The organism is Rheinheimera sp. (assembly GCF_030824435.1).
GTDB lineage: Bacteria > Pseudomonadota > Gammaproteobacteria > Enterobacterales > Alteromonadaceae > Pararheinheimera.
This window is the reverse complement of the sequence record NZ_JAVBXS010000056.1, coordinates 1-24,005: the sequence shown is the minus strand read 5'-3', so window position 1 is coordinate 24,005 and position 24,005 is coordinate 1. Positions and strand designations below refer to the sequence as shown.

Below are 24,005 nucleotides of genomic sequence, written 5' to 3'. Positions count from 1 at the left end.
GGGCTATCAGCGATGGCTGGAAGTGTTGTGTTAGCAGCGGCGTTTAACGTAAACAACAAAGTTGCCATCAGCAGCAGCAGGGGTTTGGTGGAAATTATGGTGGAACCTTTGGTGAAAAGTCTGGTGGCAAAATACATAAAGCAGTCCTTTTAAAAGTTGTGTAAAACAATCAACCGGCAAAAGAGGGTGTTTCTTTCATGTATTTAAAAAAATATTGGCTTTGCTGATCTGGCGCAGGGCAGGGGGGCGATTCTCAGGTAGAATAAAACCCAATAAAAGCAGAGCGGTATGCACAAGCATGACAACAAAACTGTTTGATATTCTGATTGTAGGTGGTGGCATGGTGGGCGCTTCGTTGGCGCTCAGATTTAGTCAGGCCGGTTTGCAGGTGGCTGTGATTGAAAAAACACCGGCAGCGCCGCTTTTAGAGCAGCAGCCGATAGATTTACGTGTCAGCGCTATTAACAGACGTAGTGAACAGTGGCTCAGTGATATTGGTGTCTGGCAACATTTGCCGGCGCAAAGGTTATGCGCTTACCGCGCTTTGCAGGCTTTTGAAGGGGAAAGCCAGCACCACAACGACGGTCTGGTATTTACTGCAAGCGAACTGAAGCAACCTTATCTTGGCCATATTGTTGAAAACAACAGTTTGCAAGCAGCCATGTGGCAGCAGTTTAATGAGTTTATCACGGTGTTTTCTCCGGCAACTGTCACTGCTTTATTGCAGGGGGAAGATTATTCAACGGTCAGCAGCAAAGAATTTGGTGATATCCGTGGCCGCTTGTTAATAGCGGCTGATGGTGCACAGTCGCAACTGCGCGCTCTGTCCGGTATTGGCAACAATGGCTGGCAGTATCAACAAGCTTGTCTGGTGGCAACTGTAGACACTGAATATCCGCAGCAGGACATTACCTGGCAACAATTTACCGAACAGGGCCCAAGGGCATTTTTGCCTTTGCCGGGCGCCCAGGCGTCTTTGGTCTGGTATGACAATGTAGCAAAAGTAAAAGCGCTGGCTCAGTTACCGGCTGAAGCTTTAGCCGCTGAAATCACTAAAACCTTCCCGGCCAAACTTGGCAAAGTGAAAATTCAGCAACAAGGCTGGTTTCCACTGACCCGGATGCACGCCAATCGTTATTGGGCTGGCCGTGTGGTGCTGGTGGGGGACGCTGCCCATAGTATTAATCCACTGGCAGGCCAAGGGGTAAATCTTGGTTTTGCCGACGCTGCTTTATTGGCTGAGCTGGTATTGCAGGCTTTGGCGGCAGGAGAAGATTTGGCCAATGCCACCATGTTAAACCGTTATCAGCAACAGCGGAAAAAAGACAATTTGTTGATGATGTCGGCCATGGATGGGTTTTATCAGCTGTTTAGCAGCTCATGGCCAGTACTGCGATTAGCCCGCAAACTGGGTTTAACAGCAGCAGCCAATGCCGGACCACTCAAAGCCCTGGTTGGTGCTTATGCAGCTGGGTTAAAAGGTTAAGCAGCATGCTGGTGTTCATGCAGTACTGCAAAGCTGAGTGCTGCATAGGTGGTGTTGTTATTTAGCTCAGTTGTAATAATTTCGGCAGTTCAGCCTGCCAGAAACTACGCCATCGCTTTAGTTCTGCTTCAGTGTTTAGTTGTTCATGTTGTAACGATAACACTGATGTATCTGCGGTTTTTTGCTGAATATTCACCACTAACCTGGAGCCATCCGCCAGTTCACAACGCCAATAACGCCATTTTTCACTCTGGCTGATTCTGGGTTCGTTTTGCACCGGCACAGTACTAAACCCAGTGACACCCGCCACAGCGCTAAGCCAAAGCGCCAATACATCGTCCAGCTGACCTGGCAGGGTTTTATTTACAGACAACTTAAACAGCCCGGTACAGTCCTGACCTGGTTGACGCCTGCCTATCTGTTGTTCAAATTTTACTGCCAGACTTTGCGCCCACCAATCGCTGAGGCCAGGCTGGGTTTTGAGTAACTCGAATATTTGTTGATGCGTCAGAGTATCAGCCTGCTGCGCCATTAAAAACTCACACCAATATTGCAAACTCTGGCCAGTGGCTTTGGTGGTGCTGTCTGTGATTGGTGTTTTGTGTTTCAAAGTGTTGTTTAAACCGGAGAAATACAACAAGAAGGCGCAGCATACAACGGGCGGCTTAATTTCAACAAGGCAGAAAAAAGAAAACCCAGCCGAAGCTGGGTTATCAAAGAATGGCAGGGGTACAGGGATTCGAACCCCAGAATGGCGGGATCAAAACCCGCTGCCTTACCGCTTGGCTATACCCCTGCAGAAAACATGTGGCTATAACGTATGAACTGATGACCATACTGCCACTAAAATTAATGGCAGGGGTACAGGGATTCGAACCCCAGAATGGCGGGATCAAAACCCGCTGCCTTACCGCTTGGCTATACCCCTGCAGAAACTGCAGAATTCTTACTTGCTTTGGTGCGGAAAGAGAGACTCGAACTCTCACGCCTCGCGGCGCTGGAACCTAAATCCAGTGCGTCTACCAATTTCGCCATTTCCGCAACACTGGATAACAACAATTAAGTGGTGGCTACAGCGGGAATCGAACCTGCGACCCCAGCATTATGAGTGCTGTGCTCTAACCAGCTGAGCTATGTAGCCACTGTGTCTTAGTTGTCCTAAGCAAGTGGCGCGTATTATGCTCAGATGCGTTTTTAACGTCAACCCATTTTTTACCGCAATAAAGCGAATTCAGTTCGTTTGCTGTTTTTCTATGCAGATTGTTTGCAGCTTAGCCAGTTTTACCCCAAATTCCATGGGCTTAGCCGGGTTTAAGCTGGGGTTTGTACACAAATTCCGTTAGTATCGCCATTCCCGCGTAGGCAAATGCCGCGCTCCGACTGCAGCCAAGACTGCTATTTATGCCAAAGCATAAAAAATATTACAGGAGATCTCATGTCGACCCCGACTACTCAAGATGCTGCCACCAGCCCACGCTGGCCAAAACAGCTGCCTTATATTATTGCCAGTGAAGCTTGCGAGCGTTTTAGCTTTTATGGCATGCGCAATATTCTGACGCCATTTTTAATGACAGCTTTGTTATTGGCTATTCCGGAAGAGTTAAGAGCAGGTGCCGCCAAAGACGTATTTCACTCTTTTGTCATTGGGGTGTACTTTTTTCCTTTATTAGGCGGTTACCTGGCCGACCGGCTTTTTGGTAAATACAACACCATCTTATGGCTGAGTTTAATTTATTGTGTGGGCCATGCGTTTTTAGCCATTTTTGAACACAGCGTGCAGGGTTTTTATACCGGCTTATTTTTAATAGCGCTGGGATCCGGTGGTATTAAACCTTTGGTGTCGTCTTTTATGGGTGACCAGTTTGACCAGAGCAACAAGACGCTGGCACGCAAAGCCTTTGACTGGTTTTATTTCACCATTAACTTCGGTTCGTTTTTCGCCTCACTCTTTATGCCGCTGTTGCTGAAGTATTATGGCGCCGCCGTTGCCTTTGGTATTCCAGGTATTCTGATGTTTATCGCCACTTTGTTTTTTTGGTTAGGGCGCAAAAATTATGTCAACGTGCCGCCTGAGCCAAAAAATCCGCACGGTTTTTTACCTGTGATCCGCACTGCCTTAATGACAAAACAAGTTGGCCAGGCCAACCCTGGTCTTTATGTGGCCGTTATAGGTGCTGCGCTTGCTATGTATGCGTTATCACAAATGAGTTCGCTGGGTATTGTAGCGGCGCTTTGTCTGGCGCTGGTGCTTATTATGGGGTTTGGTGGTGCAGGTGCGGCGCTGCAGCTGGAGCGCGCCAGAGGCTTGCATCCTGATGCGGCTGTTGATGGTGTACGTTCAGTGCTGAGAATTTTGATTTTATTTGCACTGGTGACGCCGTTCTGGTCTTTGTTTGACCAAAAAGCTTCGACCTGGATTTTACAAGCCAATGCCATGGTAAAACCTGACTGGTTTGAACCGGCCATGATGCAAGCGCTCAACCCGGCGCTGGTGATGATCCTTATTCCTTTTAACCACCTGGTGCTTTATCCATTTCTGGAAAAATGTGGGGTGCAGCTCACTTCGCTCCGCAAAATGGGCGCTGGTATTGCGGTGACAGGCCTCAGCTGGATTGTGATTGGCAGTATTCAGCTGATGATGGATATGGGCACACCGATGAATATTATGTGGCAAATTTTGCCTTATGCCTTACTGACCATGGGTGAAGTGCTGGTATCAGCGACTGGCCTTGAGTTTGCCTATAGCCAGGCACCGGCAGCCATGAAAGGCACTATTACCAGTTTCTGGAACTTGTCGGTGACAGTAGGTAACTTATGGGTGTTACTTGCCAATAACAGCATTAAAACACCGGCAGTGACAGCGCAGGTGACCCAAAGTGGCTTGAGTGAAACGGCATTTTTAATGTTCTTTTTTGCCGCTTTTGCGCTCTTAGCCGCGGCGATATTTGCGCTTTATGCCAGAAGTTATCCAATGCAGGATAATTACCGGCCAGTAGGCTGACAGTAATTGGCAAGGCAAATCCTGTGTTGCTTTGCCTTTCACCAGAAACAAAAAAGCCACCTTGCGGTGGCTTTTTTACATCAGAGAGCAAGCTTAAACGTTAAACAGGAAATGCATCACGTCGCCGTCTTTACAAACATAAGTTTTGCCTTCAACTTTCAGTTTGCCTGCTTCTTTAGCACCGGCTTCACCTTTACAAGCGATAAAGTCGTCAAAAGCAACTACTTGCGCGCGGATAAAACCTTTTTCAAAGTCGGTGTGAATCACACCAGCGGCTTGTGGGGCAGTGGCGCCTACCGGAATAGTCCAGGCGCGCACTTCTTTCACACCAGCGGTGAAATAAGTGTGCAGGTTTAACAGTGAATAACCACCACGAATAACCCGGTTTAAACCTGGTTCGTCCAGGCCCATAGACTCTAAAAACTCGGCTTTTTCGTCGTCTTCCAGCTCAGAAATTTCGGATTCAATAGCAGCACAGACCGGCACCACAATAGCGCCTTCTTTGGCGGCAATTTCACGTACCACATCTAAATGTGGGTTATTTTCAAAACCATCTTCTAACACGTTGGCAATGTACATCGTTGGTTTGATGGTTAAAAAATTCATGTAGGAAACCAAAGCTTTTTCATCATCAGATAAATCCAGCTGACGTAAGGTCAGGCCTTCTTCCAGATGTTTTTTCACTTTTTCCAGCACTTCAATTTCAGCTTTGGCGTCTTTGTCACCGGCTTTGGCTTTTTTGCTGACACGGAAAATAGCTTTTTCCGCGCTGTCCATATCGGCCAGTACCAGTTCCATATTGATAGTGTCGATGTCATCAGCCGGGTCAATTTTATTGGCAACGTGGATGATGTTTTCATCTTCAAAACAACGCACGACGTGACCAATAGCGTCGGTTTCGCGGATATTGGCCAGGAATTTATTGCCAAGGCCTTCACCTTTGGAAGCACCTTTGACTAAACCGGCGATATCCACAAACTCCATTGTAGTTGGCAGAATACGTTGTGGATTTACAATTTCAGCCAGCTGTTGCAGGCGTAAATCCGGCACTGGTACCACACCGGTATTTGGCTCAATGGTACAAAACGGGAAGTTGGCCGCTTCAATGCCTGCTTTGGTCAACGCGTTGAATAAAGTAGATTTACCGACGTTTGGTAAACCAACGATGCCACATTTAAAACCCATGAGATGATCCTTTGAACTAAATACAGGTCGGGCCTGCGAAATCGGTCAGCAAAACGAAGTTGCTGCGTTGGCCGTTGTAAAAGCTGTTTGCGCTTAAACAGTGGCTTTAAAACTATGTAATCTGTGCTGGGCTTTCACCAGATCCTGCTGTTGCCAAAGCTCAAAACAACGCAGGCTTTCGTCCAGCGCGTCGTCTATCAGCTTTTGCTCTTGCTGCGGCGCTTTGCCCAGCACATAACCTGTGACTTTGTCTTTATGACCCGGATGGCCAATGCCAAGCCGCAGGCGGTAAAAATTCGGATTATTGCCAAATTTGGCCGTTATATCTTTTAAGCCATTATGGCCGGCGTGGCCACCACCAATTTTCAGCTTGGCAAAACCAGGTTCCAGCGCCATTTCATCATGGGCAACCAAAATAGCTTCAGGTGGAATTTTGTAAAATTGCGCCATTGCCAGTACGGCTTTGCCGCTTAAGTTCATAAAAGTCGTGGGTACCAATAATTTGATTTCACGGCCTTGCAACATGAACTTGCCGGTCAGACCAAAAAACTTGGCTTCGGCTTTGAGAGAAGTATTAAAACGACTGGCCAGTTGTTCAACGAACCACTGGCCAGCGTTATGACGTGTATTGCTGTATTCGGGGCCCGGATTTCCCAGGCCCACGACTAACTGAATAACTTCAGTCATTATTACTCAGCAGCGTCGTCTGCTTTGCCAGCTGGTTTGTTTACAGAAACAACAGCCTGGTCATGACCAGCGCCTTTAGCCAGTTCAGCGATAACTACGCCAGCTGGAACTTTCAGGTCTGATAAGTGCAGAGTTACACCAACTGCAACGTCAGCTAAATCCACTTCGATGAATTCAGGCAGGTTTTGTGGCAGAACAGTGATAGCGATTTCGTTGATATGGTGAGCAACGATGCCACCTTTTTTCACTGCAGCAGCTTCGTTGATGAAGTGTACAGGAACAACAGTGTGCAGTTCATGGCCAGCTTCAACACGTTGGAAGTCAACGTGAGTTACTTTTGGCTTGAACGGGTGACGTTGCATTGCTTTAACGATTGCTTTCACTTCTTCACCGCCAACGTTGATAGTCAGGATGTGAGTGTAGAAACCTTCGTTGGCCTGAGCTTGTAACAGCTTAGAGTGATCCAGCGTGATAGATACAGGGGCAGCAGCGCCACCGTAGATGATAGCCGGAACTTTGTCCGCGTGACGCAGGCGGCGGCTCGCACCTTTCCCCAGGTCGTTACGAACTTCAGCATTTAACGTGTAAATGGCGTTAGACATGTTTATCTCCAAAAATGAATTGCTCTGGTTTCCGCGACCAGAAAACCAGAATGATGCTTTTTTCAGGCGCCATCTGGCGGAAAAAAGCGCGACATAATAGCACCGCAGCTTTGGGGCTGCAAATAGAAAAGGCGCCGGGTGGCGCCTTTTCTATTCCCTTTATCCCTGAAGCAGCAGCTTCAGGGAGTGGGTGTCTGTATGACGGAAATTAATCAAACATTGAAGAGATAGATTCTTCGTTGCTGATACGGCGGATACATTCGGCCATCATTTCGCTTAATGTCAGTTGTTTGACTTTGCTGACGGCTTTCATTTCCGCGCTCAGTGGGATGGTGTCTGTGATAATCAGCTCATCAATCACTGAGTTGGCGATGTTTTCAGCAGCGTTGCCAGAAAATACCGGGTGGGTAGCGTAAGCAAATACACGGCGGGCGCCTTGTTCTTTTAACGCTTCAGCGGCTTTACACAGGGTGCCGCCTGTGTCGATCATGTCATCAACAATAATACAGTCGCGATCTTTCACATCACCAATGATGTGCATCACTTGGGCTACGTTGGCTTTTGGCCGGCGTTTGTCGATGATGGCTAAGTCGGCATCGTTTAACAGCTTGGCAATAGCGCGGGCACGCACCACACCACCGATATCCGGAGATACTACAACTGGCGCCTGGAATTCACGTTTACGCATGTCTTCCAACAGCACTGGTGAAGCAAACACGTTGTCCACCGGCACATCAAAGAAACCCTGAATTTGTTCAGCGTGCAGGTCAACTGTTAACACACGGTCAACACCAACGCTGGACAGGAAGTCAGCCACTACTTTAGCGGTGATAGGCACACGGGCAGAACGCACACGGCGGTCCTGGCGGGCATAACCAAAATAAGGAATAACAGCCGTGATGCGGCCGGCAGAAGCACGGCGCAGGGCGTCTACCATCACAATAAGTTCAATCAGATTGTCGTTAGTCGGTGCGCAGGTTGACTGGATAATAAAAACGTCCGATCCACGGACGTTTTCATTAATTTGCACACTGACTTCTCCATCGCTGAATCGGCCGACTTCGGCGTCGCCCAGTTTGATATACAAACGGCTGGCAATTTTCTTGGCGAGTTCTGGTACGGCATTACCAGCGAATATCTTCATGTCGGGCACGGTAGGATCCTCAGGGCGGTTTTGAGTCCGGTTAAAATCTTCAGACGGGAATCGCTCCCGTCTTCTCGTTATACGGCATGTTCCAACGCGGTCAGCAGTGGCGACCGGTTGACCCCTCGGGCAACAAAACCAGAACAATTGTCGGGTAAGTTGGCAAGGGCTCGACGAGCACTGATTTCGTCCGGGAATTCAGCGAATAAACTGGCGCCAGTACCCGTCATTCGAGACGGCGCGTATTCTACCAACCACTGTAAGGTTAATGCAACAATAGGGTAGAGACGTTCAACCAGTGGTTGGCAGTCATTACGCCAGCATGAGTTACTCAGCCAATTACCACCAACAGTGCCAAAAGAGTTTAGTACATCTGCTTCGGTGATGACCTTGCTGTTGCGGATTAAATCCGGATGGGTAAATACGGCAACAGTGCTGACATGGCAAGCTGGCGTGACAACTAAAAAAACTTTTTCAGGAAGCAGTACCGGCGTCAGTTTTTCACCAACACCTTGTGCAAAAGCAGTATAACCTTCGACAAAAAGTGGCACATCGGCGCCCAGTTTCAGGCCTATATCAGCAAGTTCAGCAACAGCTAAATTCAGCTGCCAGAGTTTATTCAGCGCATGCAAAGTGGTGGCAGCGTCAGAGGAACCACCGCCTAAACCGCCACCCATCGGCAGTTTTTTATCTAAAAATATCTCAACGCCTGCATCAGTGGCGGCATAAGGTTTGAGCGCCATAGCGGCGCGGTAAATCAGGTTGTCGGTGCCTTCGAGACTTTTATCGTTACAAGCAAGCTTAATGGCACCACTCTGATTGGCGCTAAACTGCAGTTCATCGCCGGTATCCAGAATTTGAAACAGGGTTTGCAATAAATGATAACCGTCGGTGCGGCGGCCGGTGATATGCAAAAATAAATTCAGTTTGGCCGGAGCTGGTAATGTCAGATGCTGCGCTGTCACTGCTGGAATATCCTGTTATTTAACTTCGTTTTTGACTGTTGTTGCTTTGACCTTGCCCGATAAGCCGGATGGGTGTTTTACACCAGTTTCCACTGCCTTATCACCAGTTTCAGCCGGGTGTCTTTGGATTCCAGCGTAATACGTTTTGGTAACGACAGCTGGTCGGGGAAAAACTCCGGATAACTGACCTGCCAGCGTCTGTTCTGACTGTCGAGCAGGCTAAAACTTATTAAACGGCCCAGTGGATCCCAGCGCAGCTCGCTGCTTTGTTGCCCTGCCATGCCTTTAAGCCAGAGTGGCATTTCGGCAATAGGCAAAGACCAGCCGGATAAATAATCCAGCAGCACGGCCGCACTTTGCGCCTGGTGGGTTTCTCCGCTGACCTGCACAGTGGCGCCGTTTTTGTCGGTCTGCAGTTTAAAAATATTCACACCGATAAAGTTATTCATGTCGGCGTTATAAAACTCACCTTGTTGTTGCCAGTTCAGACTGCCGCTGACGCTGTCGTTGGGGACTTTTACCCCTAAAGAGGCGGTGAGCTCAAAGTGGGTCAGGGTGGCCAGTTTTTGCTGACGCTCTTTCGCTGGCAATGGCATTTCAATTTTTTCAGGTACAGAGCTACAGGCACTGAGTAACAGCACAGTAAAAACACAGCAGATTATTTTTTGAAAAATCACATCTTTTCCTATAGTGCAGTGCAGCCAGACTGACTGCGGTGAGCTGAGCCTTTTGCGGCTTGCAGTTACTTTATTTTGTTTCGTTTTGCTTTTATCCGGCTCAACGCAGTTAAGGCTTTTCTTGCCTTGTGTATTTTCGTACAATTCGCGCTTTCTTCGGTTTCCCGCCCTTTGTGTTTTGGGCCTATTCAGGTGAATGACTATTTTTGCGCTTGGTATCAATCACAAAACAGCACCTGTAGCCTTACGGGAACAAGTTGCTTTTGCCCCGGAGCAAGTGGCTGACGCTTTGCTGGATCTGACAGCAACAACGGCTGTCAGCGACGCTGTGATAGTGTCCACCTGTAACAGAACCGAGCTGTATTTTAGCGGCTCTGCGGCACAATCGAAACAGGTAATTGAATGGCTTGCCAAATTTCACCAGCTGACGCTGCACGAAGTGGCTCCTCATTTGTATTTACACCAGGACGATGCTGCAACTGCCCATCTGATGCGGGTAGCTTGTGGGCTGGATTCGCTGGTGCTTGGTGAACCGCAGATTTTAGGTCAGGTAAAACAAGCCTATAGCCAGTCGCGGCAGGTTGGTACTATTGCGCCTGTGTTTGAACGTTTGTTTCAGAAAACCTTTGCGGTGGCCAAACAAGTCCGTACCGATACCGAGATTGGCGCCAATGCGGTGTCTGTTGCTTTTGCCGCTGTTGCGCTTGCCAAACAGATTTTTGGCAAACTGGCCGATGTGAAAGTGCTGCTGATTGGCGCTGGTGAAACCATAGAGCTGGTGGCCAAACATTTGCTGGAACAAGGCGCTTTGCAATTAACAGTGGCCAACCGCTCTTACGACAGAGCTGCAGCTCTGGCGACGCAGTTTAATGGTCAGGTGGTGAGCCTGGCGCAGGTGCCACAAGCCTTAACCGACGCCGATGTGGTGATAAGCTCAACCGCCAGTACCTTGCCTATTGTGGGTAAAGGTATGGTGGAGCAGGCGTTAAAAAAACGCCGGCATAAGCCGATGTTTTTAGTGGATTTAGCAGTGCCACGCGATATCGAATCTCAGGTGGCAGAGCTTGAGGACGCTTATTTATACACTGTGGACGATTTACAGAATATCGTGTCGCAAAATATGCAGTCGCGCCAGCAGGCGGCGGCGCAGGCCGAAAATATGATAGCGGCCGGAGTGGCCGAATTTAGCCAGTGGCTGCAACTGCAAGGCAATATCGATTGGGTGCGCGATTATCGCGACCGTTGTGATGTGGTTAAAAACGAATTATTACAACGGGCACTGAATCAACTTGCCAGCGGTCAGGACAAAGAGAAAGTGTTGCAGGAATTTGCCACTAAACTCAGTAACAGATTAATGCATGCACCAACCAAAACCATCCGCCATTTATTGCAGGATGAACAGGTTGATGCCAAAACTTTGATCAATTTTTTAGTAGATATCTAATCAGGTACCCCATTTCCCATGAAAGATTCGGTTTATCGTAAGCTCGAAGGTCTGGTTGAGCGTCACGAAGAAGTACAGGCGTTGCTCAGTGACGGCGGCGTGATTTCGGACCAGAGCAGGTTCCGTGAGCTTTCCAAAGAATACAGTCAGCTTGAGCCGATAGCGCAGGCCTTTGACCAGTATCGCGGCGCGCAGGACGACTTACAAAGCGCTGAAGAGATGTTTAAAGACACCGATCCTGAGATGCGCGAGATGGCGCAGGACGAATATAAAGCGGCGAAAGAGCGGATTGAATTGCTGGATCAGGAATTACAAATTTTATTGTTGCCTAAAGATCCCAACGACAATAACAACTGTTTTCTGGAAATCCGTGCTGGTGCCGGTGGTGACGAAGCCGCTATTTTTGCCGGTGATTTATTCCGTATGTACAGCCGTTTTTGCGAGAAAAAACGCTGGAAAGTGGAAATTGTCAGCAGCAACGACGGTGAACACGGCGGTTATAAAGAAGTCATTGCCAGTGTGCAGGGGGAAGGGGTGTACGGCACCCTGAAGTTTGAATCGGGCGGCCACAGGGTGCAAAGGGTTCCCGCCACTGAATCGCAGGGCCGGGTGCATACCTCTGCCTGTACAGTGGCCATTATGCCGGAAGTGCCGGAAAGTGAAGCCATTGAAATTAACCCGGCTGACTTAAAAGTCGATACTTACCGCGCTTCAGGCGCCGGTGGTCAGCACGTGAACAGAACCGACTCTGCTATTCGTATTACTCACTTGCCAACCGGCATAGTGGTGGAATGTCAGGACGAACGTTCACAACACAAAAACCGCGCCCGCGCTATGAGTGTGTTGCAGTCCCGAATTCAGGCGGCTGAAGATGAAAAACGCCGTTTGGTGGAAGAGTCAACCCGTCGTTCTTTAGTGGGGTCAGGTGATCGTTCTGAACGGATCCGCACTTACAACTTCCCACAAGGTCGTTTAACCGATCACCGTATTAACCTCACGGTTTACCGTTTGCTGGAAGTGATGGAAGGTGAATTAGATTTAGTGCTGGGCCCGCTCAGTCACGAACACCAGGCTGACTTGCTGGCGGCACTGGCGGAAGAAAACCGCTGATGCCACAGACCGGAATGACGCTGCAACTCTGGTTGCAGCAGTCAGCCATTGCCTTAGAAACATTGGCTGCTGTGGATCCGGCTTTGGATGATGTGCGCCTGGAAGCAAGGCGTTTAACAGCAGATGTTTTAGGCTGGTCAGTGACAACACTGCTTAGCCGCAGCGCAGATACACTGAACGCCGCGCAATTACAGACCTTACAACAAGCACTGGCGCGCCGTTTGACCGGCGAGCCGCTGGCTTATATCACAGGACGCTGGTGGTTCTGGGATATAGAGCTTGAAGTGGCACCTTGTACCCTTATTCCCCGTCCTGACACTGAACTTTTGGTAGAGCAGGCGCTTGCACTAGATTTGCCGGCCAATGCCAGGGTGTTGGATTTAGGCTCGGGTACTGGTGCTATCGCTTTGGCGCTCGCTAAAGCCAGACCCAACTGGCAGCTGTTGGGGGTTGATTATTCGGCTGATGCAGTGGCGCTTGCCAACCGTAACCGTGACCGCCTGCAACTACCTAACTGCAGCTTTTTACAAAGCGATTGGTACAGTGCCACCGGCAACAGCCGTTTTGACTTGATTATCAGCAACCCGCCTTATATCGACGCCAATGACCCGCATCTGGCGCAAGGTGATGTGCGTTTTGAACCTTTATCGGCTTTGGTGGCTGATGATCAGGGCCTTGCTGATATCCGTATTATTTGTGCAGGCGCCCGCGACCGGCTGAACCCTGCTGGCTGGTTATGGCTGGAGCATGGTTATCAGCAGGCGCAAGCGGTGCAGGCTATTTTAACTGCAGCTGGTTTTGTACAGGTGCAATCCCGTCGTGATTATGGTAATCAATGGCGTATCAGCGGTGGTTTGCTGCCATAAGCCTGATTTTCCTCAGCTTTTTAAAAACACTTTCTGCTTTATCTTGTCGTTATCTTTTGACCCTGTGCCAATTACCGCATATAACTAATAAAAACAACATCTATTGGTTAGCATGAGGGATTTAGAGTGGCCAACGATTTTCTGTTTGCGGATGAACCGGACGAAGTAAGTCCAACCCACAGCGGCAGCTGGAAGGTGCTCATTGTCGATGATGAACCTGAAGTACATGCTGTGACCAAACTTGCCCTCAGCGACTTTTCTTTTCAGGGCAAAAACCTGGAATTTATCAGTGCTTATTCCGGCGCTGAAGCTAAAAAAATGATTGAACAACATCCGGACGCGGCCATTATGCTATTGGATGTGGTGATGGAAACCGACGATGCCGGTTTATTGGTGGCACGTTATATCCGCGAAGATTTACATAATCATTATGTGCGCATTATTTTACGCACAGGCCAACCGGGCCAAGCGCCGGAGCGGCAGGTGATCGTCAATTACGATATCAACGATTACAAATCCAAAACCGAACTGACAGCACAAAAACTTTTTACTGTGGTGATGTCGAGCCTGCGTTCTTACCGCGATATTTTGTCTATTGATGCCAGCCGCCAGGGCCTGGAGAAAATTATTACAGCGTCAGCCGATTTATTTTCCGCCCATTCGATGGAGCAGTTTATTGATGGGGTGTTGCAACAGCTGACATCTATTTTAGGTTGTAATGAAAATGCCTTGTTAGTGACATCCAGTCTGGTAGCGGGTAATACCCATGAAAATCAGGATCCGGATCAACTGGTGGTCTTTGCCGGTTTGGGTGAATTTGAACATAAAGAAGGGCAGGCAGTTGCTTCAGTGCTGGATCCGGTGTTGATGTCGGCTTTTCATCAAGCCTTGCATAGCCGCAGCATCGTGTATCGTGACAATTATTTAGTGGCGTATTGCACCAGTAAGTTTACCCACGGCTCTTTATTGTATGTGTCGGGTTTACCCAGTCAGGTCAACGAAAACCAAAAACGGCTGATAGAGCTGTTTTCGCAAAATGTGCAAATTGCTTATGAAAATGTGCAGCTGCAGCATGAAATTGAAGATACCCAACGCGAAATAGTCTACCGCTTAAGTGAAGCAGTAGAGCAGCGTTCTATTGAAACCGGCAACCATGTCAAACGAGTGGCTTTTATTTGTTATGACCTCGCCATCGCTTATGGCCTGTCAGACACTGAAGCGGAAAAACTGATGTTTGCTTCACCTTTGCATGACGTCGGCAAAGTGGGTATTCCGGATGGAATTTTGAATAAACCAATGAAATTACAGGAGCATGAATGGGAAGTGATGAAAACCCATTCCAGCATTGGTTATGAAATCTTAAAAAACTCGAAAAGAGCTATTATTCAGGCCGGGGCTATTATTGCGCGTGATCATCATGAAAAATGGGATGGCACTGGTTATCCTGCCGGCAAAGCCGCTGAAGACATTCATGTGTATGGCCGTATTGCGGCAATTGCCGATGTGTATGATGCGCTGCGGCACAGGCGCTGTTATAAGTCAGCCTGGACACAAGAAGCGGCGATGGAGAAAATTATCAGCGAGTCGGGTAAACAGTTTGAGCCTGCACTGGTAGAAATATTAAAAAGCCGGGTCGACAAAATAGAGGCAATTTTGCAAAAATACCCGGACGAGGAATAAACCCGGTTTTTCGACAGCGCAAACCACCCAAGGGTGGTTTGTTTTTATCTAAGCCGCAGCCCAGGCAATAAGCTGATTGCAATTTGGCAGTGGCAGCATTACACAACAAATCCCGTAGGGGTTTTTACTTTAATTTTATCTGGTTATGGGATCATTCTGATGTATATGGCAATAAAACACAGTCACATGTTATTGGTGGCTTTAAGTCTGGCGTTTTTGGTATTACGTTTTGTGTTGTCTTTGACAGGTTCAGCTTTGCTGCAACGCAAGTTTTTTAAAGTAGCACCTCATATTATTGACACCTTTTTGCTGTTATCTGCTGTGGCGTTGATGGTCACTATTCAGCAATATCCTTTTGTAAATCCGTGGCTGACGGAGAAACTACTGGCAGTGCTGGCTTATATAGCGCTTGGTGTGATGGCGTTTAAAGGCCGTACTACAACCTTGCGGGTTTTTGCTTTTATTGGTGCCCTTGGCTGGCTGGTATTAGCCGTCAAACTGGCCATGACCAAAACACCGGTATTATTTGGTTAACAAGGGCCGTGCCGGTGCTAAACTGGCGCGGTTTTTTATTTTCTTTTTGCAGGAGGCCTGATGGCCATTCAAACAATTCAGGTGGGTAACATTCAGGTTGCCAACGATCAACCTTTTGTACTTTTTGGCGGCATGAACGTGCTGGAATCGCGCGATATGGCGCTTAAGGTGGCCGAAGAGTATGTGAAAGTCTGCGAAAAGCTGGCTATTCCACTGGTGTTTAAAGCGTCTTTTGATAAGGCCAACCGCTCGTCTGTGCATTCTTACCGCGGCCCTGGTATGGAAGAAGGTTTAAAAATTTTTGAAGAAATTAAACGCACTTTTGCTATTCCGCTGATTACCGATGTGCATGAACCTTATCAGGCAGCGCCAGTTGCCGAAGTGGTGGATGTGATTCAGTTACCGGCATTTTTGGCGCGCCAAACCGATTTAGTGATTGCCATGGCCAATACCGGTGCTGTGATTAACGTGAAAAAACCGCAGTTTCTGGCACCGCATGAAATGCGTCATATCATCACCAAGTTCCGTGAAGCCGGTAATGACAAAGTGATTTTATGTGAACGGGGTTCCAGCTTTGGTTATAACAACCTGGTGGTGGACATGCTCGGCATGGACGAGATGAAACAATATGCGCCGGTGATTTTTGATGCCACCCACGCGCTGCAAAAACCAGGCGGGCGCACCGACTCTGCCGATGGCCGCCGTGCTCAGGCTGCGCAGCTGGCGCGCTCTGGTATGGCGCTTGGTCTGGCAGGTTTATTTATTGAAGCCCATCCAAATCCAAATGAAGCCAAATGTGATGGTCCTTGTGCGTTGCCGCTGAGCAAACTGGAAGGTTACCTGACACAAATGAAAGCGCTGGATGACTTAGTAAAAAGTTTTGCGCCGCTGGATACGTCAGCCAACTAACGAAGTGAAACATCAAAGCGCAGCCCACTTCAGTTGGTCAGGCGCCAACAAATAAAAAAACGCGCCACTTCCCAGGGCGCGTTTTTTTATGAAAAGCCCGATAGCAGCCAGGCCGGACTGGCCTGTTATTGTGGCCGCTGCGTTGCCAGTGCCGTGCTGATGTGAAGTGTGTTGTTATTAATAACGTTGTTGCACATAAGCTACGACGTCCTGATAACGCTGCCTTAGTTCAAGTGCCAGCTGCGCCAGACTGTCAAAGTCGCTATTTTCGCTGCCTTGTTCCAGCTGTAACGCTGTTTCGGTCAGATGCAAAGCGCCGACACTCTTGGCGGCTGATTTTAACTGATGCGCCATGGTATGAATGCCATTACGATCCTGCAGCTGAATATTCTGCTCTATCTGTGACAATAAACCGGCAGCATGATTAACAAAATAATTCAGATGTTCTTCATGTTTCGCCGGTTCATTACCAAGGAAATTGGCAATAGTGGTAAAACAAATAGGCGGACTGATTTTGCTGTTTTCCGGCACCACAGTGGCTGCGTCGGCTGCATTGTTTTTATTCAGTGGCAACCAACGTTGCAACATGGTTTCCAGCGTCGCCAGTTCAATAGGTTTGGTGATATAACCGTCCATGCCCACACTGAAACACTTTTGTTCTTCGCCTTTAAGTGCATTGGCCGTTACCGCAATAATACGGGTGAACTGACTGTTTTCATCGTCATATTGCAAGGCTTCTTTACGAATGGCCGCCGCTAAATCATAACCACTCATATTGGGCATATGTAAGTCGGTTAAAAGCAGCGGGTAGCGGTATTGCCGCCATTTTTCCAAAGCAATAGCACCGTCGTCGGCCACATCAACGGCATAACCAAGTGCATTGAGCTGGTCAACAATAACCCTTTGATTCATCAGGTTATCTTCAGCCAGCAAAATCAGTTTATGCTGTGCTTTGGCCTGTTCAGTGCTTAGGGTTGCTTGTGGCAGGCTTTGTGGTTTTTGTATCGTTTGTGGTTTTTGTTTACGTCCTGCTGAAATCAACACAGTTTCATATAAATGACTGCGGCAAATAGGGGCGCTGTGCAAGTAATACACTTGTGCTGCATTGTGATCGGCAAGTTCGGGTAAGTTAGTCAGAATAACAAAATGGCGGCCATCTTTGGCCGAACTGGCCAGCAATTGATTAATCTGGGCCTGGCTCAGTTGCTGATAAGTGGCGTCCAGCACCCAGACCGCAGCTTCGTTTTTCAGATTTGGCGGCTGTGCTTGGCTGATCTTTTTTTCCAGTTGCTGGAAATCGGCAATAGTTTCAACGTCGGCGCCGGCATAGCTGAAATAACTGTGCAGGCTTTCCAGATTCAAAGCGTCTTGTGAATAAACTTTGATCGACAAATCTTCAAGCCCAACCCGGACAGCTAAAGTTTCCTCGCTGCGGCGCATTGGCAGTTTTACTTTAAATTCAGTGCCTTTGCCCACTTCACTTTGCACTTCAATATCACCATACATCAGAGCTGTCAGGCGCTGACAAATGGACAAACCAAGGCCGGTGCCACCATATTTGCGGGTAATAGAACCTTCGGCCTGACTAAAAGGCTGAAACACATAATGCAGCTGGCGTTGGGTCATACCTTTGCCGTTGTCGATCACCGACAGCTGAATCACATCAAACTCCATATTTTCGTCGAGCAAGTCGGCGCGTATTTGCACTAAACCGGTTTTACCGCTGCTGGTTTGGGTAAATTTAATGGCGTTACCGGCCAGGTTATACAAAATTTGCCGAAGCCTGACCGGGTCGCCCATCAGACCGTCCGGAATACGGGGGTCGATATAAATTTTTAAATCAATCTGACGTTGATAAGCCATGGAAATCAGAATGCGGCCTACAGCTTCAATAATGTCACCCAACGATAGCGGAATAGATTCCAGTTCTAATTTGCCGGCTTCAATTTTTGAAAAGTCCAGAATGTCATCCAGAATACGCAGCAGTGAAAAAGACGATTCGCGGATGGTGTCTGTCATACGAAATTGTGCCGTGGCCAGCTGGGTTTTTCGCAATAAATCTATGGTGCCGATAATGCCATTCATCGGAGTGCGGATTTCATGGCTCATAGTGGCAAGAAAAGTTGATTTCGCTTCGTTGGCTTTTTCCGCCGTTAGCTTGGCACTTTCCAAAGCATCAGTGCGCTCTTTGATTCTGGTGTCCACTTCCTGTTTTAACTTGTTGATATCGGCTTCTGAGGTTTTCAGCTCTTTTTGGCTAAAGGCAATTTTTTTAAACAAGCGGTTAATGTTCAGCGCTAAAGCCGCCAGACCATCACGACTACTCAGGCTGCCACTGTATTGACCCAGCTCAATAGCGGCGCTGATATCCTCGTTCAGATTGTCGATGTCCCTTTGCAGCCTTTTATCCAGATGTGCTGCCAATAACCAGGCCAGCAACAAACCAAGCAGATAACAAGGCAAAGCCTGCAGCAGGTAGGGCAGGTAGTCAAAAGGTGCGGTTTTACTGACCAGCATCAGTTGTCCCAGGGTTTTGCCATTATGCTGCACCGGCTGTAAATGCATCGAAAAGCCATGTTGTAATTGTGGTTGGGTTAGCGCCAGCGCCGGGTTAAAACCTGCCAGGCCATTGGTGTGAACCATCAGCGCCGGTTCCGGATGTTGTTGTTTGTATAAATAAGCGGCCCGGCCATCGCCGGCATTATTCACCAGTTCTAATAGCGGTGAAGCGTCGTCCCAGCGGTCCAGTGCCAGCATAGGGGTAATGGCCTGCGCCAGCAGCTGACCATCTTGTTGCAGACCGGCACTTGCCGGCTGCGCCTGATGTTGTTGCCAGTCCAGATACAGATGTAATCCGCTTTGCAGACTGACCAACAACAGCACCAACAAAGCCAGGCGCCGGAATAAAGGCGAAACAAAGGAGCTTTTTTCCATATAAAACAACCGACCAGCCTGATGAATTAAAACAGAAATTTTATTCTAACCATTTTTGTGTCGACCACCACTGTTTTGTCGTCGCAGGATCAATTAGTTAAGCTGGCTGCATCTTTTGACAAAAAACAAATTTCTGCCGGAAAAGCACTGCTGTTAGCGCCGTTTTTGCTGCTTAATTGACTATTTTGTTCAACTTCTAGGCTGTCAGTGCTGATCTGCCAAAAAAAAGTTGACTTGCCCCGGCAAAATCCGTTTAATACCCCCCGTTGCCCAGATAGCTCAGTCGGTAGAGCAGCGGATTGAAAATCCGCGTGTCGGTGGTTCGATTCCGCCTCTGGGCACCATAAATTTATGGTGTGTTGATTTTCTGTGTTAAATCAGTTCACTACAGTGTTCGCTTTAAAGAACTATGCCGCTTTAGCTCAGTTGGTAGAGCAACTGACTTGTAATCAGTAGGTCATCCGTTCGACTCGGATAAGCGGCACCATTTAAAGCAAAGAGTTTGCCCAGATAGCTCAGTCGGTAGAGCAGCGGATTGAAAATCCGCGTGTCGGTGGTTCGATTCCGCCTCTGGGCACCATAAACAACAAGCCCCGCAAATATTTGCGGGGCTTTTTGTTTTTAGCACCCGCAACGTTTTCCAAAATAACGTCTTATTGCAAACAGCTCATTTGGGCTATTAAATTTGACTGTATTTCAGGTCTTTATCCAACAATGATCGTTCATTTTGAAAAGCTGATTTTTCCGCATCATGTCAAAATTAGTGCACCGCAGCTGGTTTTACCGCCTTGCCTGCATTGCAATTCAAGCCGTTACTTCCGGCATTAAGCCTCCGATGCTGTTGTCTGTCTGATCCCAACAATGATACTCCGACGTTCCGGCTGTGGCCTTGTATACTTAGCGCTACACAGAGTTGAGGGAGGTAGTTCTGCGATGTCAGGATCAGTGAAATGGATGAGGCTGCTGCTGATATTGCTCCTTATCAGTGACGTTGCTGTTGCACAACCAGTATTAAAAATTGCCGGGCAAGAAGGAGATGAGCGGTTTTTCAGGTTAATCAGTGCTGTTTATCAGGAATTGGGGCTCACCACAGAATTTAGCCTGATACCTTCAGAGCGGGCCTTGTCTGCGGTAAATTCCGGTATTTTTGCTGCTGAAATCGGCCGTATCAAAGACCCATCTGCTAAATATCCAAATCTGATCTATTCAGCAGTACCGCTGCTGGAAGTGCAATTGGTGGCGCTACGCAAAAAAGGCAACTTAATGCAATTATCAGCAGCTCATGAGCTTCGTTCTTTTCGGGTTGGTTATGTGATTGGCATGAGTGTGGCAGAAAACTTTAACCGGCAGCATCAGCTGAATGCCTTTGCCGTGACAACTCATATTCAGCTGGCAAAAATGCTGGACATGGGGCGTATTGATGTTGCGTTAATGGGCACGGCATTTGAGCAGTCACCGGTATTCCAGGTGGCAGAGCAGCAACTGGTGTTATCAACAGCACAGGTTTACCATATTTTTCACAAAAACTACGCTTATCTGGCTGCAGATTTTGACCGGGCTCTGCTGTTGATGAAGCAGGATGGGCGTTATCACCAATACCTTGCCAACAGCCCTGACTAAAGCAGCAGTGTGTTGTTATTGCGCTCTGGTAAGGGTTATGGCTGAACTGCAGACCAAAAAAATTGCGACTGTGTTGATCATTCAGGCTTGTCGACAGTAGCTAAATGTTAGAAGTAACTACGGCATTGAGTTTTGTTAAATTGACAGCTGTAAAGGCTGTCAATCAACCACAAAGACAGTGCTTTTGGCAGCACACACTGTCTTTGTCCTGGCAGCATCAGCTGGGGTTATTGGCAGGAGCCGCAACACTGACCTTTTTGTTGTTGGGGTTCAACAAACAGAATTTCGTTTTCCAGCAAAATATGTTCCATTAAATCTTCTTTTAATTCGGTCAGCCCCAGATACAAAGCCGACCAGGTGTTACAGGCGCCGGCCGGCAGGACCAAATCTTTTGCCAGTTGCAACATTGTTTCCAGTGCATCGCCATGTTGTTGATGTTCCTCCTGCATTACCGAAATAGGGCCGGCCGGGAAAAAACCATTACATAACATCGGAAACAAAATTTGTTCTTCCTTATGCATATGGCTTTCCAGCTCCTGAAACATATGTTCCAGATGGGTCGCAAGGCCGGTCGGGCATTCTGGATGGTCACCATGCACATGTTCTACCCGGCGTGCCAGACGAATCAGCTCCGGCAGTTGCTCACGGTGTCTGGCATGAAAACGCTCCAGAATAAAATAAGCCAGCTCTTCGGTTTTGGCGTTTTGCCAATTGCGGTCTGTGGTGTTTTTCATCGCTGCCAGCGCGGCCAGTTCGTTATCTATTTGTTGGGCATTCAGTTGTCTTTTTGCAGCAGCTGCCGAAAGGGATTCTTTGCCACCACAACAAAAATCCAGTTTGTATTTATGAAATATTGCTGTGGCACCGGGAATTTGGCTGGCCAGTGTACCCAGGGGTTGATCTAAATAAGACATAACAGACTCCGGTTATTGTGCCTGGTCAAGGCGGGAATATCAGCACAACAGCACTTTGCTGTTGTATCAGTGTTGTGTTGATATTCCAAGAATCAGGCCAGAACTACCCCTTTTGATTTATATAGATTTTTTGCCGGGGATGGTAAATTTAACCCTGAAATTACCGGGTAAGATTCACCCAAAAGGGTAAAAATAACCATGCTGGAAGAAACCTTAGTTGCAGATTTAGTGGCTGATTTGCCTGCTGCCGTTCGTTTGCAGCGGCTGGTAAATACCATGCGCACTCATTTTGGTTGTAGTGCAGTGGCACTGTTGCAGCTGCAACAAGAGCAGCTCAAACCACTGGCGGTTTGTGGTTTGGCCGCTGAAACTTTAGGCCGGCGTTTTTTGCTGGCCAATCACCCAAGGTTACAGGCTATTTTACAAAGCCGACAGCCGGTACATTTTGCCCCAGACAGCACTTTGCCGGATCCATATGATGGTCTGGTGGAAGTGCAACAAGGCCAACCGCTGCTGGTGCATGACTGCATGGGCATTTCGTTATATCTGGAAGGCCAGTGCTGGGGAGTTTTGACTTTGGATGCATTGCAGGCTGGTACTTTTAGCAGGTTAACCATCCTGGAGCTGCAAAGATTCAGTTTATTGGTGGAAGCCGCTGTGCGGGTCTGTCAGCTGGAAACTGAACTTCGCACTGTCCGTTATGCCAGAGCCAATCAGCTGCTGGATAGTGGGGCTTATAGCGGTGCTTACAGCTCGCCTTCAGACGAAATTATTGGCCAGAGTCCGGCTTTATTGCAGCTGCTGGCGGAAGTAAAAGTGGTGGCCACTTCTGATTTACCGGTGTTATTGCTTGGCGAAACCGGTGTTGGCAAAGAGTTATTTGCCCGTTATCTGCACCAACAATCCAACCGCAGCGGCAAACCTTTGGTGTATATCAATTGTGCCGCTTTGCCGGAATCTTTGGCGGAGAGTGAACTTTTTGGTCATGTTAAAGGGGCTTTTTCCGGCGCGCAGCAAGAGCGTAGTGGCCGGTTTGAAGCGGCCGATGGTGGCACTTTGTTTTTAGATGAAGTGGGGGAACTGCCACTTCTGGTACAGGCAAAAATGTTGCGGGTATTACAAAATGGCGAAATTCAGCGGCTGGGCTCGGATAAAAGCCGCAGCGTGAATGTACGGATAGTGGCGGCCACCAACCGCGATTTAGCCCAGCAAGTAGCGCTGGGCGCCTTTCGGGCCGATTTATATCATAGGTTGTCGGTTTATCCTGTGCCTATTCCACCTTTACGGCAGCGCAGCAGCGACATTGCGATGCTGGCCGGGCATTTTCTCGAACAAAACCGCAGCAGGCTGGGGTTGCGTGCTATCCGTTTATCGGAGCAGGCACAGTGGCATCTGTTGCAATATCATTGGCCTGGGAATATCCGTGAGCTGGAGCATGTGTTAAGCCGCGCTGCGATTAAAGCGCTGAGTGAAGGTCATCAGCAGCAGGATATTCTGACAATAGAACCCCGCTGGCTGGATATCAGCCCATCCTTCTCATCATCATCATCATCATCATCATCATCATCAGCAACGGCAGCAACAACTGCATCTTTGACAGCAGCTGGTTTGGCAACTTCAGAGCAGCAGTATCAGGCGGCAGCCATGCCCGGACTGCCGTTAAAACAGGCGTTATTGCAGTTTCAGCGTCAACATATTGAAGCTGCTTTTAAACAAAGTGGTGGCAGCTGGTCACAAGCCGCCCGGCTGCTGGATATCGACAGCAGCAACTTGCATAAACTGGCGCAAAAACTTGGGGTAAAGGCGTTGCTCAAAGGAAGTCTGTGATGTTGTTGCTTCGCATCCTGTTATTTCGCTTGTTGGCTCTTGGCAGTTTATTGCTGGGGCTGATTGGTGTAGTGCTGCCTGGTTTGCCGACTGTGCCTTTTATGTTGCTGGCGGCTTTTGCCGCCGGTAAAGGCTGGCCACAGCTGGAAGCGCGGCTGCTGGCACATTCAAGGTATGGCCCGCTTATTCACAACTGGCGGGCTTTTGGCGTGGTGCCACGCAGCGGCAAAATTGCCGCCAGTCTGATGATGTTGCTAAGCCTGTTGTTATGTTGGCTCAGTAGCCTGATGCTGGTCTTTAAACTGGCGCTGACGCTGCTGCTAACCGCCGTGGCCTGTTGGTTATGGTTAAGGCCGGAGCAAGCCGCACTCAAGCACAAATCACAAACGGACAGAAAATGACAACGACAGAACAAACCGC

20 protein-coding genes and 7 tRNA genes are annotated in these 24,005 nt (G+C 48.4%); 14 read left to right on the top strand and 13 right to left on the bottom strand.

The genetic code is table 11. The features are described 5' to 3' along the window. Positions 1–298: 298 nt before the first annotated feature. On the top strand, positions 299–1,486 hold the full coding sequence (locus RCH83_RS12175; protein ID WP_306522436.1) for an FAD-dependent oxidoreductase: 1,188 nt from the start codon (positions 299–301) through the stop codon (positions 1,484–1,486). 61 nt (positions 1,487–1,547) lie between these two features. Here RCH83_RS12175 and RCH83_RS12170 read toward each other — a convergent pair whose 3' ends face one another. From RCH83_RS12170 to RCH83_RS12150, 5 genes are all read right to left on the bottom strand, one after another. Continuing rightward, positions 1,548–2,096 carry a hypothetical protein gene (locus tag RCH83_RS12170; RefSeq protein ID WP_306522433.1) on the bottom strand — a complete coding sequence of 183 codons (549 nt, stop codon included), beginning with the start codon at positions 2,094–2,096 and terminating at the stop codon, positions 1,548–1,550. Positions 2,097–2,207: 111 nt separating this feature from the next. Next, positions 2,208–2,282: transfer RNA gene (locus RCH83_RS12165), tRNA-Gln, on the bottom strand. Positions 2,283–2,339: 57 nt separating this feature from the next. Next, a tRNA-Gln gene (locus RCH83_RS12160) sits at positions 2,340–2,414 on the bottom strand. Positions 2,415–2,442: 28 nt separating this feature from the next. After that, positions 2,443–2,527: transfer RNA gene (locus tag RCH83_RS12155), tRNA-Leu, on the bottom strand. Between the two features lie 23 nt (positions 2,528–2,550). Then, positions 2,551–2,627, bottom strand: a tRNA-Met gene (locus RCH83_RS12150). Between the two features lie 294 nt (positions 2,628–2,921). Between RCH83_RS12150 and RCH83_RS12145 the strand changes: the two genes are divergently transcribed. Next, positions 2,922–4,487: an oligopeptide:H+ symporter gene (locus RCH83_RS12145; RefSeq protein ID WP_306522430.1), complete on the top strand. Its 1,566-nt coding sequence runs from the start codon at positions 2,922–2,924 to the stop codon at positions 4,485–4,487. Positions 4,488–4,580: 93 nt separating this feature from the next. Here the strand turns inward: RCH83_RS12145 and ychF are convergent, their stop codons facing one another. The 6 genes from ychF to lolB all read right to left on the bottom strand — a co-directional run bounded on the left by ychF (position 4,581) and on the right by lolB (position 9,747). Continuing rightward, the gene (ychF, locus tag RCH83_RS12140) at positions 4,581–5,672 is read right to left on the bottom strand and encodes a redox-regulated ATPase YchF (protein WP_306522428.1); all 1,092 of its coding nucleotides are present in this window, start codon (positions 5,670–5,672) and stop codon (positions 4,581–4,583) included. Positions 5,673–5,765: 93 nt separating this feature from the next. Further along, complete coding sequence (gene pth, locus RCH83_RS12135) at positions 5,766–6,359, bottom strand: aminoacyl-tRNA hydrolase (protein WP_306522426.1); 594 nt, start codon at positions 6,357–6,359, stop codon at positions 5,766–5,768. 2 nt (positions 6,360–6,361) lie between these two features. Then, positions 6,362–6,961, bottom strand: coding sequence for a 50S ribosomal protein L25/general stress protein Ctc (locus tag RCH83_RS12130; RefSeq protein WP_306522423.1), 600 nt, complete (start codon positions 6,959–6,961; stop codon positions 6,362–6,364). 208 nt (positions 6,962–7,169) lie between these two features. Beyond that, on the bottom strand, positions 7,170–8,105 hold the full coding sequence (locus RCH83_RS12125) for a ribose-phosphate pyrophosphokinase (RefSeq protein ID WP_240652893.1): 936 nt from the start codon (positions 8,103–8,105) through the stop codon (positions 7,170–7,172). 77 nt (positions 8,106–8,182) lie between these two features. After that, a complete protein-coding gene (gene ispE, locus RCH83_RS12120) occupies positions 8,183–9,070 on the bottom strand; it encodes a 4-(cytidine 5'-diphospho)-2-C-methyl-D-erythritol kinase (RefSeq protein WP_306522421.1) in 888 nt (295 codons plus the stop codon). Between the two features lie 77 nt (positions 9,071–9,147). Then, entirely contained in the window at positions 9,148–9,747 is a 600-nt protein-coding gene (gene lolB / locus RCH83_RS12115; RefSeq protein ID WP_306522419.1) for a lipoprotein insertase outer membrane protein LolB, read from the bottom strand. Positions 9,748–9,943: 196 nt separating this feature from the next. Between lolB and hemA the strand changes: the two genes are divergently transcribed. From hemA to kdsA, 6 genes are all read left to right on the top strand, one after another. After that, positions 9,944–11,191, top strand: a complete 1,248-nt coding sequence (gene hemA, locus RCH83_RS12110) for a glutamyl-tRNA reductase (RefSeq protein ID WP_306522416.1) — start codon at positions 9,944–9,946, stop codon at positions 11,189–11,191. A gap of 18 nt (positions 11,192–11,209) precedes the next feature. After that, positions 11,210–12,301 (top strand): peptide chain release factor 1, encoded by a 1,092-nt coding sequence (gene prfA, locus RCH83_RS12105; protein WP_306522414.1) that lies wholly within the window; start codon positions 11,210–11,212, stop codon positions 12,299–12,301. Beyond that, on the top strand, positions 12,301–13,167 hold the full coding sequence (gene prmC / locus RCH83_RS12100) for a peptide chain release factor N(5)-glutamine methyltransferase (protein WP_306522411.1): 867 nt from the start codon (positions 12,301–12,303) through the stop codon (positions 13,165–13,167). Before prfA ends, prmC begins: the two co-directional genes overlap by 1 nt. 126 nt (positions 13,168–13,293) lie before the next feature. After that, positions 13,294–14,847 (top strand): response regulator, encoded by a 1,554-nt coding sequence (locus tag RCH83_RS12095; RefSeq protein ID WP_306522409.1) that lies wholly within the window; start codon positions 13,294–13,296, stop codon positions 14,845–14,847. Between the two features lie 159 nt (positions 14,848–15,006). Then, positions 15,007–15,381 carry a SirB2 family protein gene (locus RCH83_RS12090; protein ID WP_306522407.1) on the top strand — a complete coding sequence of 125 codons (375 nt, stop codon included), beginning with the start codon at positions 15,007–15,009 and terminating at the stop codon, positions 15,379–15,381. A gap of 60 nt (positions 15,382–15,441) precedes the next feature. Further along, a complete protein-coding gene (kdsA, locus tag RCH83_RS12085) occupies positions 15,442–16,290 on the top strand; it encodes a 3-deoxy-8-phosphooctulonate synthase (protein ID WP_306522405.1) in 849 nt (282 codons plus the stop codon). A gap of 177 nt (positions 16,291–16,467) precedes the next feature. On the opposite strand, the gene RCH83_RS12080 is transcribed toward kdsA, so the two are convergent. After that, positions 16,468–19,224 (bottom strand): hybrid sensor histidine kinase/response regulator, encoded by a 2,757-nt coding sequence (locus RCH83_RS12080; protein ID WP_306522402.1) that lies wholly within the window; start codon positions 19,222–19,224, stop codon positions 16,468–16,470. A 268-nt stretch (positions 19,225–19,492) separates the two neighbouring features. Here RCH83_RS12080 and RCH83_RS12075 point away from each other — a divergent pair. From RCH83_RS12075 to RCH83_RS12060, 4 genes are all read left to right on the top strand, one after another. Continuing rightward, a tRNA-Phe gene (locus RCH83_RS12075) sits at positions 19,493–19,568 on the top strand. A 67-nt stretch (positions 19,569–19,635) separates the two neighbouring features. Further along, positions 19,636–19,711, top strand: a tRNA-Thr gene (locus tag RCH83_RS12070). Positions 19,712–19,728: 17 nt separating this feature from the next. Next, positions 19,729–19,804: transfer RNA gene (locus RCH83_RS12065), tRNA-Phe, on the top strand. A gap of 353 nt (positions 19,805–20,157) precedes the next feature. Next, on the top strand, positions 20,158–20,844 hold the full coding sequence (locus RCH83_RS12060; protein WP_306522399.1) for an ABC transporter substrate-binding protein: 687 nt from the start codon (positions 20,158–20,160) through the stop codon (positions 20,842–20,844). A gap of 227 nt (positions 20,845–21,071) precedes the next feature. On the opposite strand, the gene ytfE is transcribed toward RCH83_RS12060, so the two are convergent. Beyond that, positions 21,072–21,758, bottom strand: a complete 687-nt coding sequence (gene ytfE / locus RCH83_RS12055) for an iron-sulfur cluster repair protein YtfE (protein WP_306522397.1) — start codon at positions 21,756–21,758, stop codon at positions 21,072–21,074. Between the two features lie 198 nt (positions 21,759–21,956). On the opposite strand from ytfE, the gene norR reads away from it, so the two are divergent. Further along, positions 21,957–23,585: a nitric oxide reductase transcriptional regulator NorR gene (gene norR, locus RCH83_RS12050; protein ID WP_306522395.1), complete on the top strand. Its 1,629-nt coding sequence runs from the start codon at positions 21,957–21,959 to the stop codon at positions 23,583–23,585. After that, a complete protein-coding gene (locus tag RCH83_RS12045; RefSeq protein ID WP_306522392.1) occupies positions 23,585–23,986 on the top strand; it encodes a YbaN family protein in 402 nt (133 codons plus the stop codon). The genes norR and RCH83_RS12045 overlap by 1 nt, the downstream gene beginning before the upstream one ends. Positions 23,987–24,005: the final 19 nt, after the last annotated feature.

Excerpts from the sequence above, each read along its gene's own strand:
- RCH83_RS12175 (WP_306522436.1), top strand. The coding sequence starts at position 299 with ATGACAACAAAACTGTTTGATATTCTGATTGTAGGTGGTGGCATGGTG.
- RCH83_RS12145 (WP_306522430.1), top strand. The coding sequence starts at position 2,922 with ATGTCGACCCCGACTACTCAAGATGCTGCCACCAGCCCACGCTGGCCA.
- ychF (WP_306522428.1), bottom strand. The coding sequence starts at position 5,672 with ATGGGTTTTAAATGTGGCATCGTTGGTTTACCAAACGTCGGTAAATCT.
- pth (WP_306522426.1), bottom strand. The coding sequence starts at position 6,359 with ATGACTGAAGTTATTCAGTTAGTCGTGGGCCTGGGAAATCCGGGCCCC.
- RCH83_RS12130 (WP_306522423.1), bottom strand. The coding sequence starts at position 6,961 with ATGTCTAACGCCATTTACACGTTAAATGCTGAAGTTCGTAACGACCTG.
- RCH83_RS12125 (WP_240652893.1), bottom strand. The coding sequence starts at position 8,105 with ATGAAGATATTCGCTGGTAATGCCGTACCAGAACTCGCCAAGAAAATT.
- hemA (WP_306522416.1), top strand. The coding sequence starts at position 9,944 with ATGACTATTTTTGCGCTTGGTATCAATCACAAAACAGCACCTGTAGCC.
- prfA (WP_306522414.1), top strand. The coding sequence starts at position 11,210 with ATGAAAGATTCGGTTTATCGTAAGCTCGAAGGTCTGGTTGAGCGTCAC.
- prmC (WP_306522411.1), top strand. The coding sequence starts at position 12,301 with ATGCCACAGACCGGAATGACGCTGCAACTCTGGTTGCAGCAGTCAGCC.
- RCH83_RS12090 (WP_306522407.1), top strand. The coding sequence starts at position 15,007 with ATGTATATGGCAATAAAACACAGTCACATGTTATTGGTGGCTTTAAGT.
- kdsA (WP_306522405.1), top strand. The coding sequence starts at position 15,442 with ATGGCCATTCAAACAATTCAGGTGGGTAACATTCAGGTTGCCAACGAT.
- RCH83_RS12080 (WP_306522402.1), bottom strand. The coding sequence starts at position 19,224 with ATGGAAAAAAGCTCCTTTGTTTCGCCTTTATTCCGGCGCCTGGCTTTG.
- RCH83_RS12060 (WP_306522399.1), top strand. The coding sequence starts at position 20,158 with ATGTCAGGATCAGTGAAATGGATGAGGCTGCTGCTGATATTGCTCCTT.
- ytfE (WP_306522397.1), bottom strand. The coding sequence starts at position 21,758 with ATGTCTTATTTAGATCAACCCCTGGGTACACTGGCCAGCCAAATTCCC.
- norR (WP_306522395.1), top strand. The coding sequence starts at position 21,957 with ATGCTGGAAGAAACCTTAGTTGCAGATTTAGTGGCTGATTTGCCTGCT.
- RCH83_RS12045 (WP_306522392.1), top strand. The coding sequence starts at position 23,585 with ATGTTGTTGCTTCGCATCCTGTTATTTCGCTTGTTGGCTCTTGGCAGT.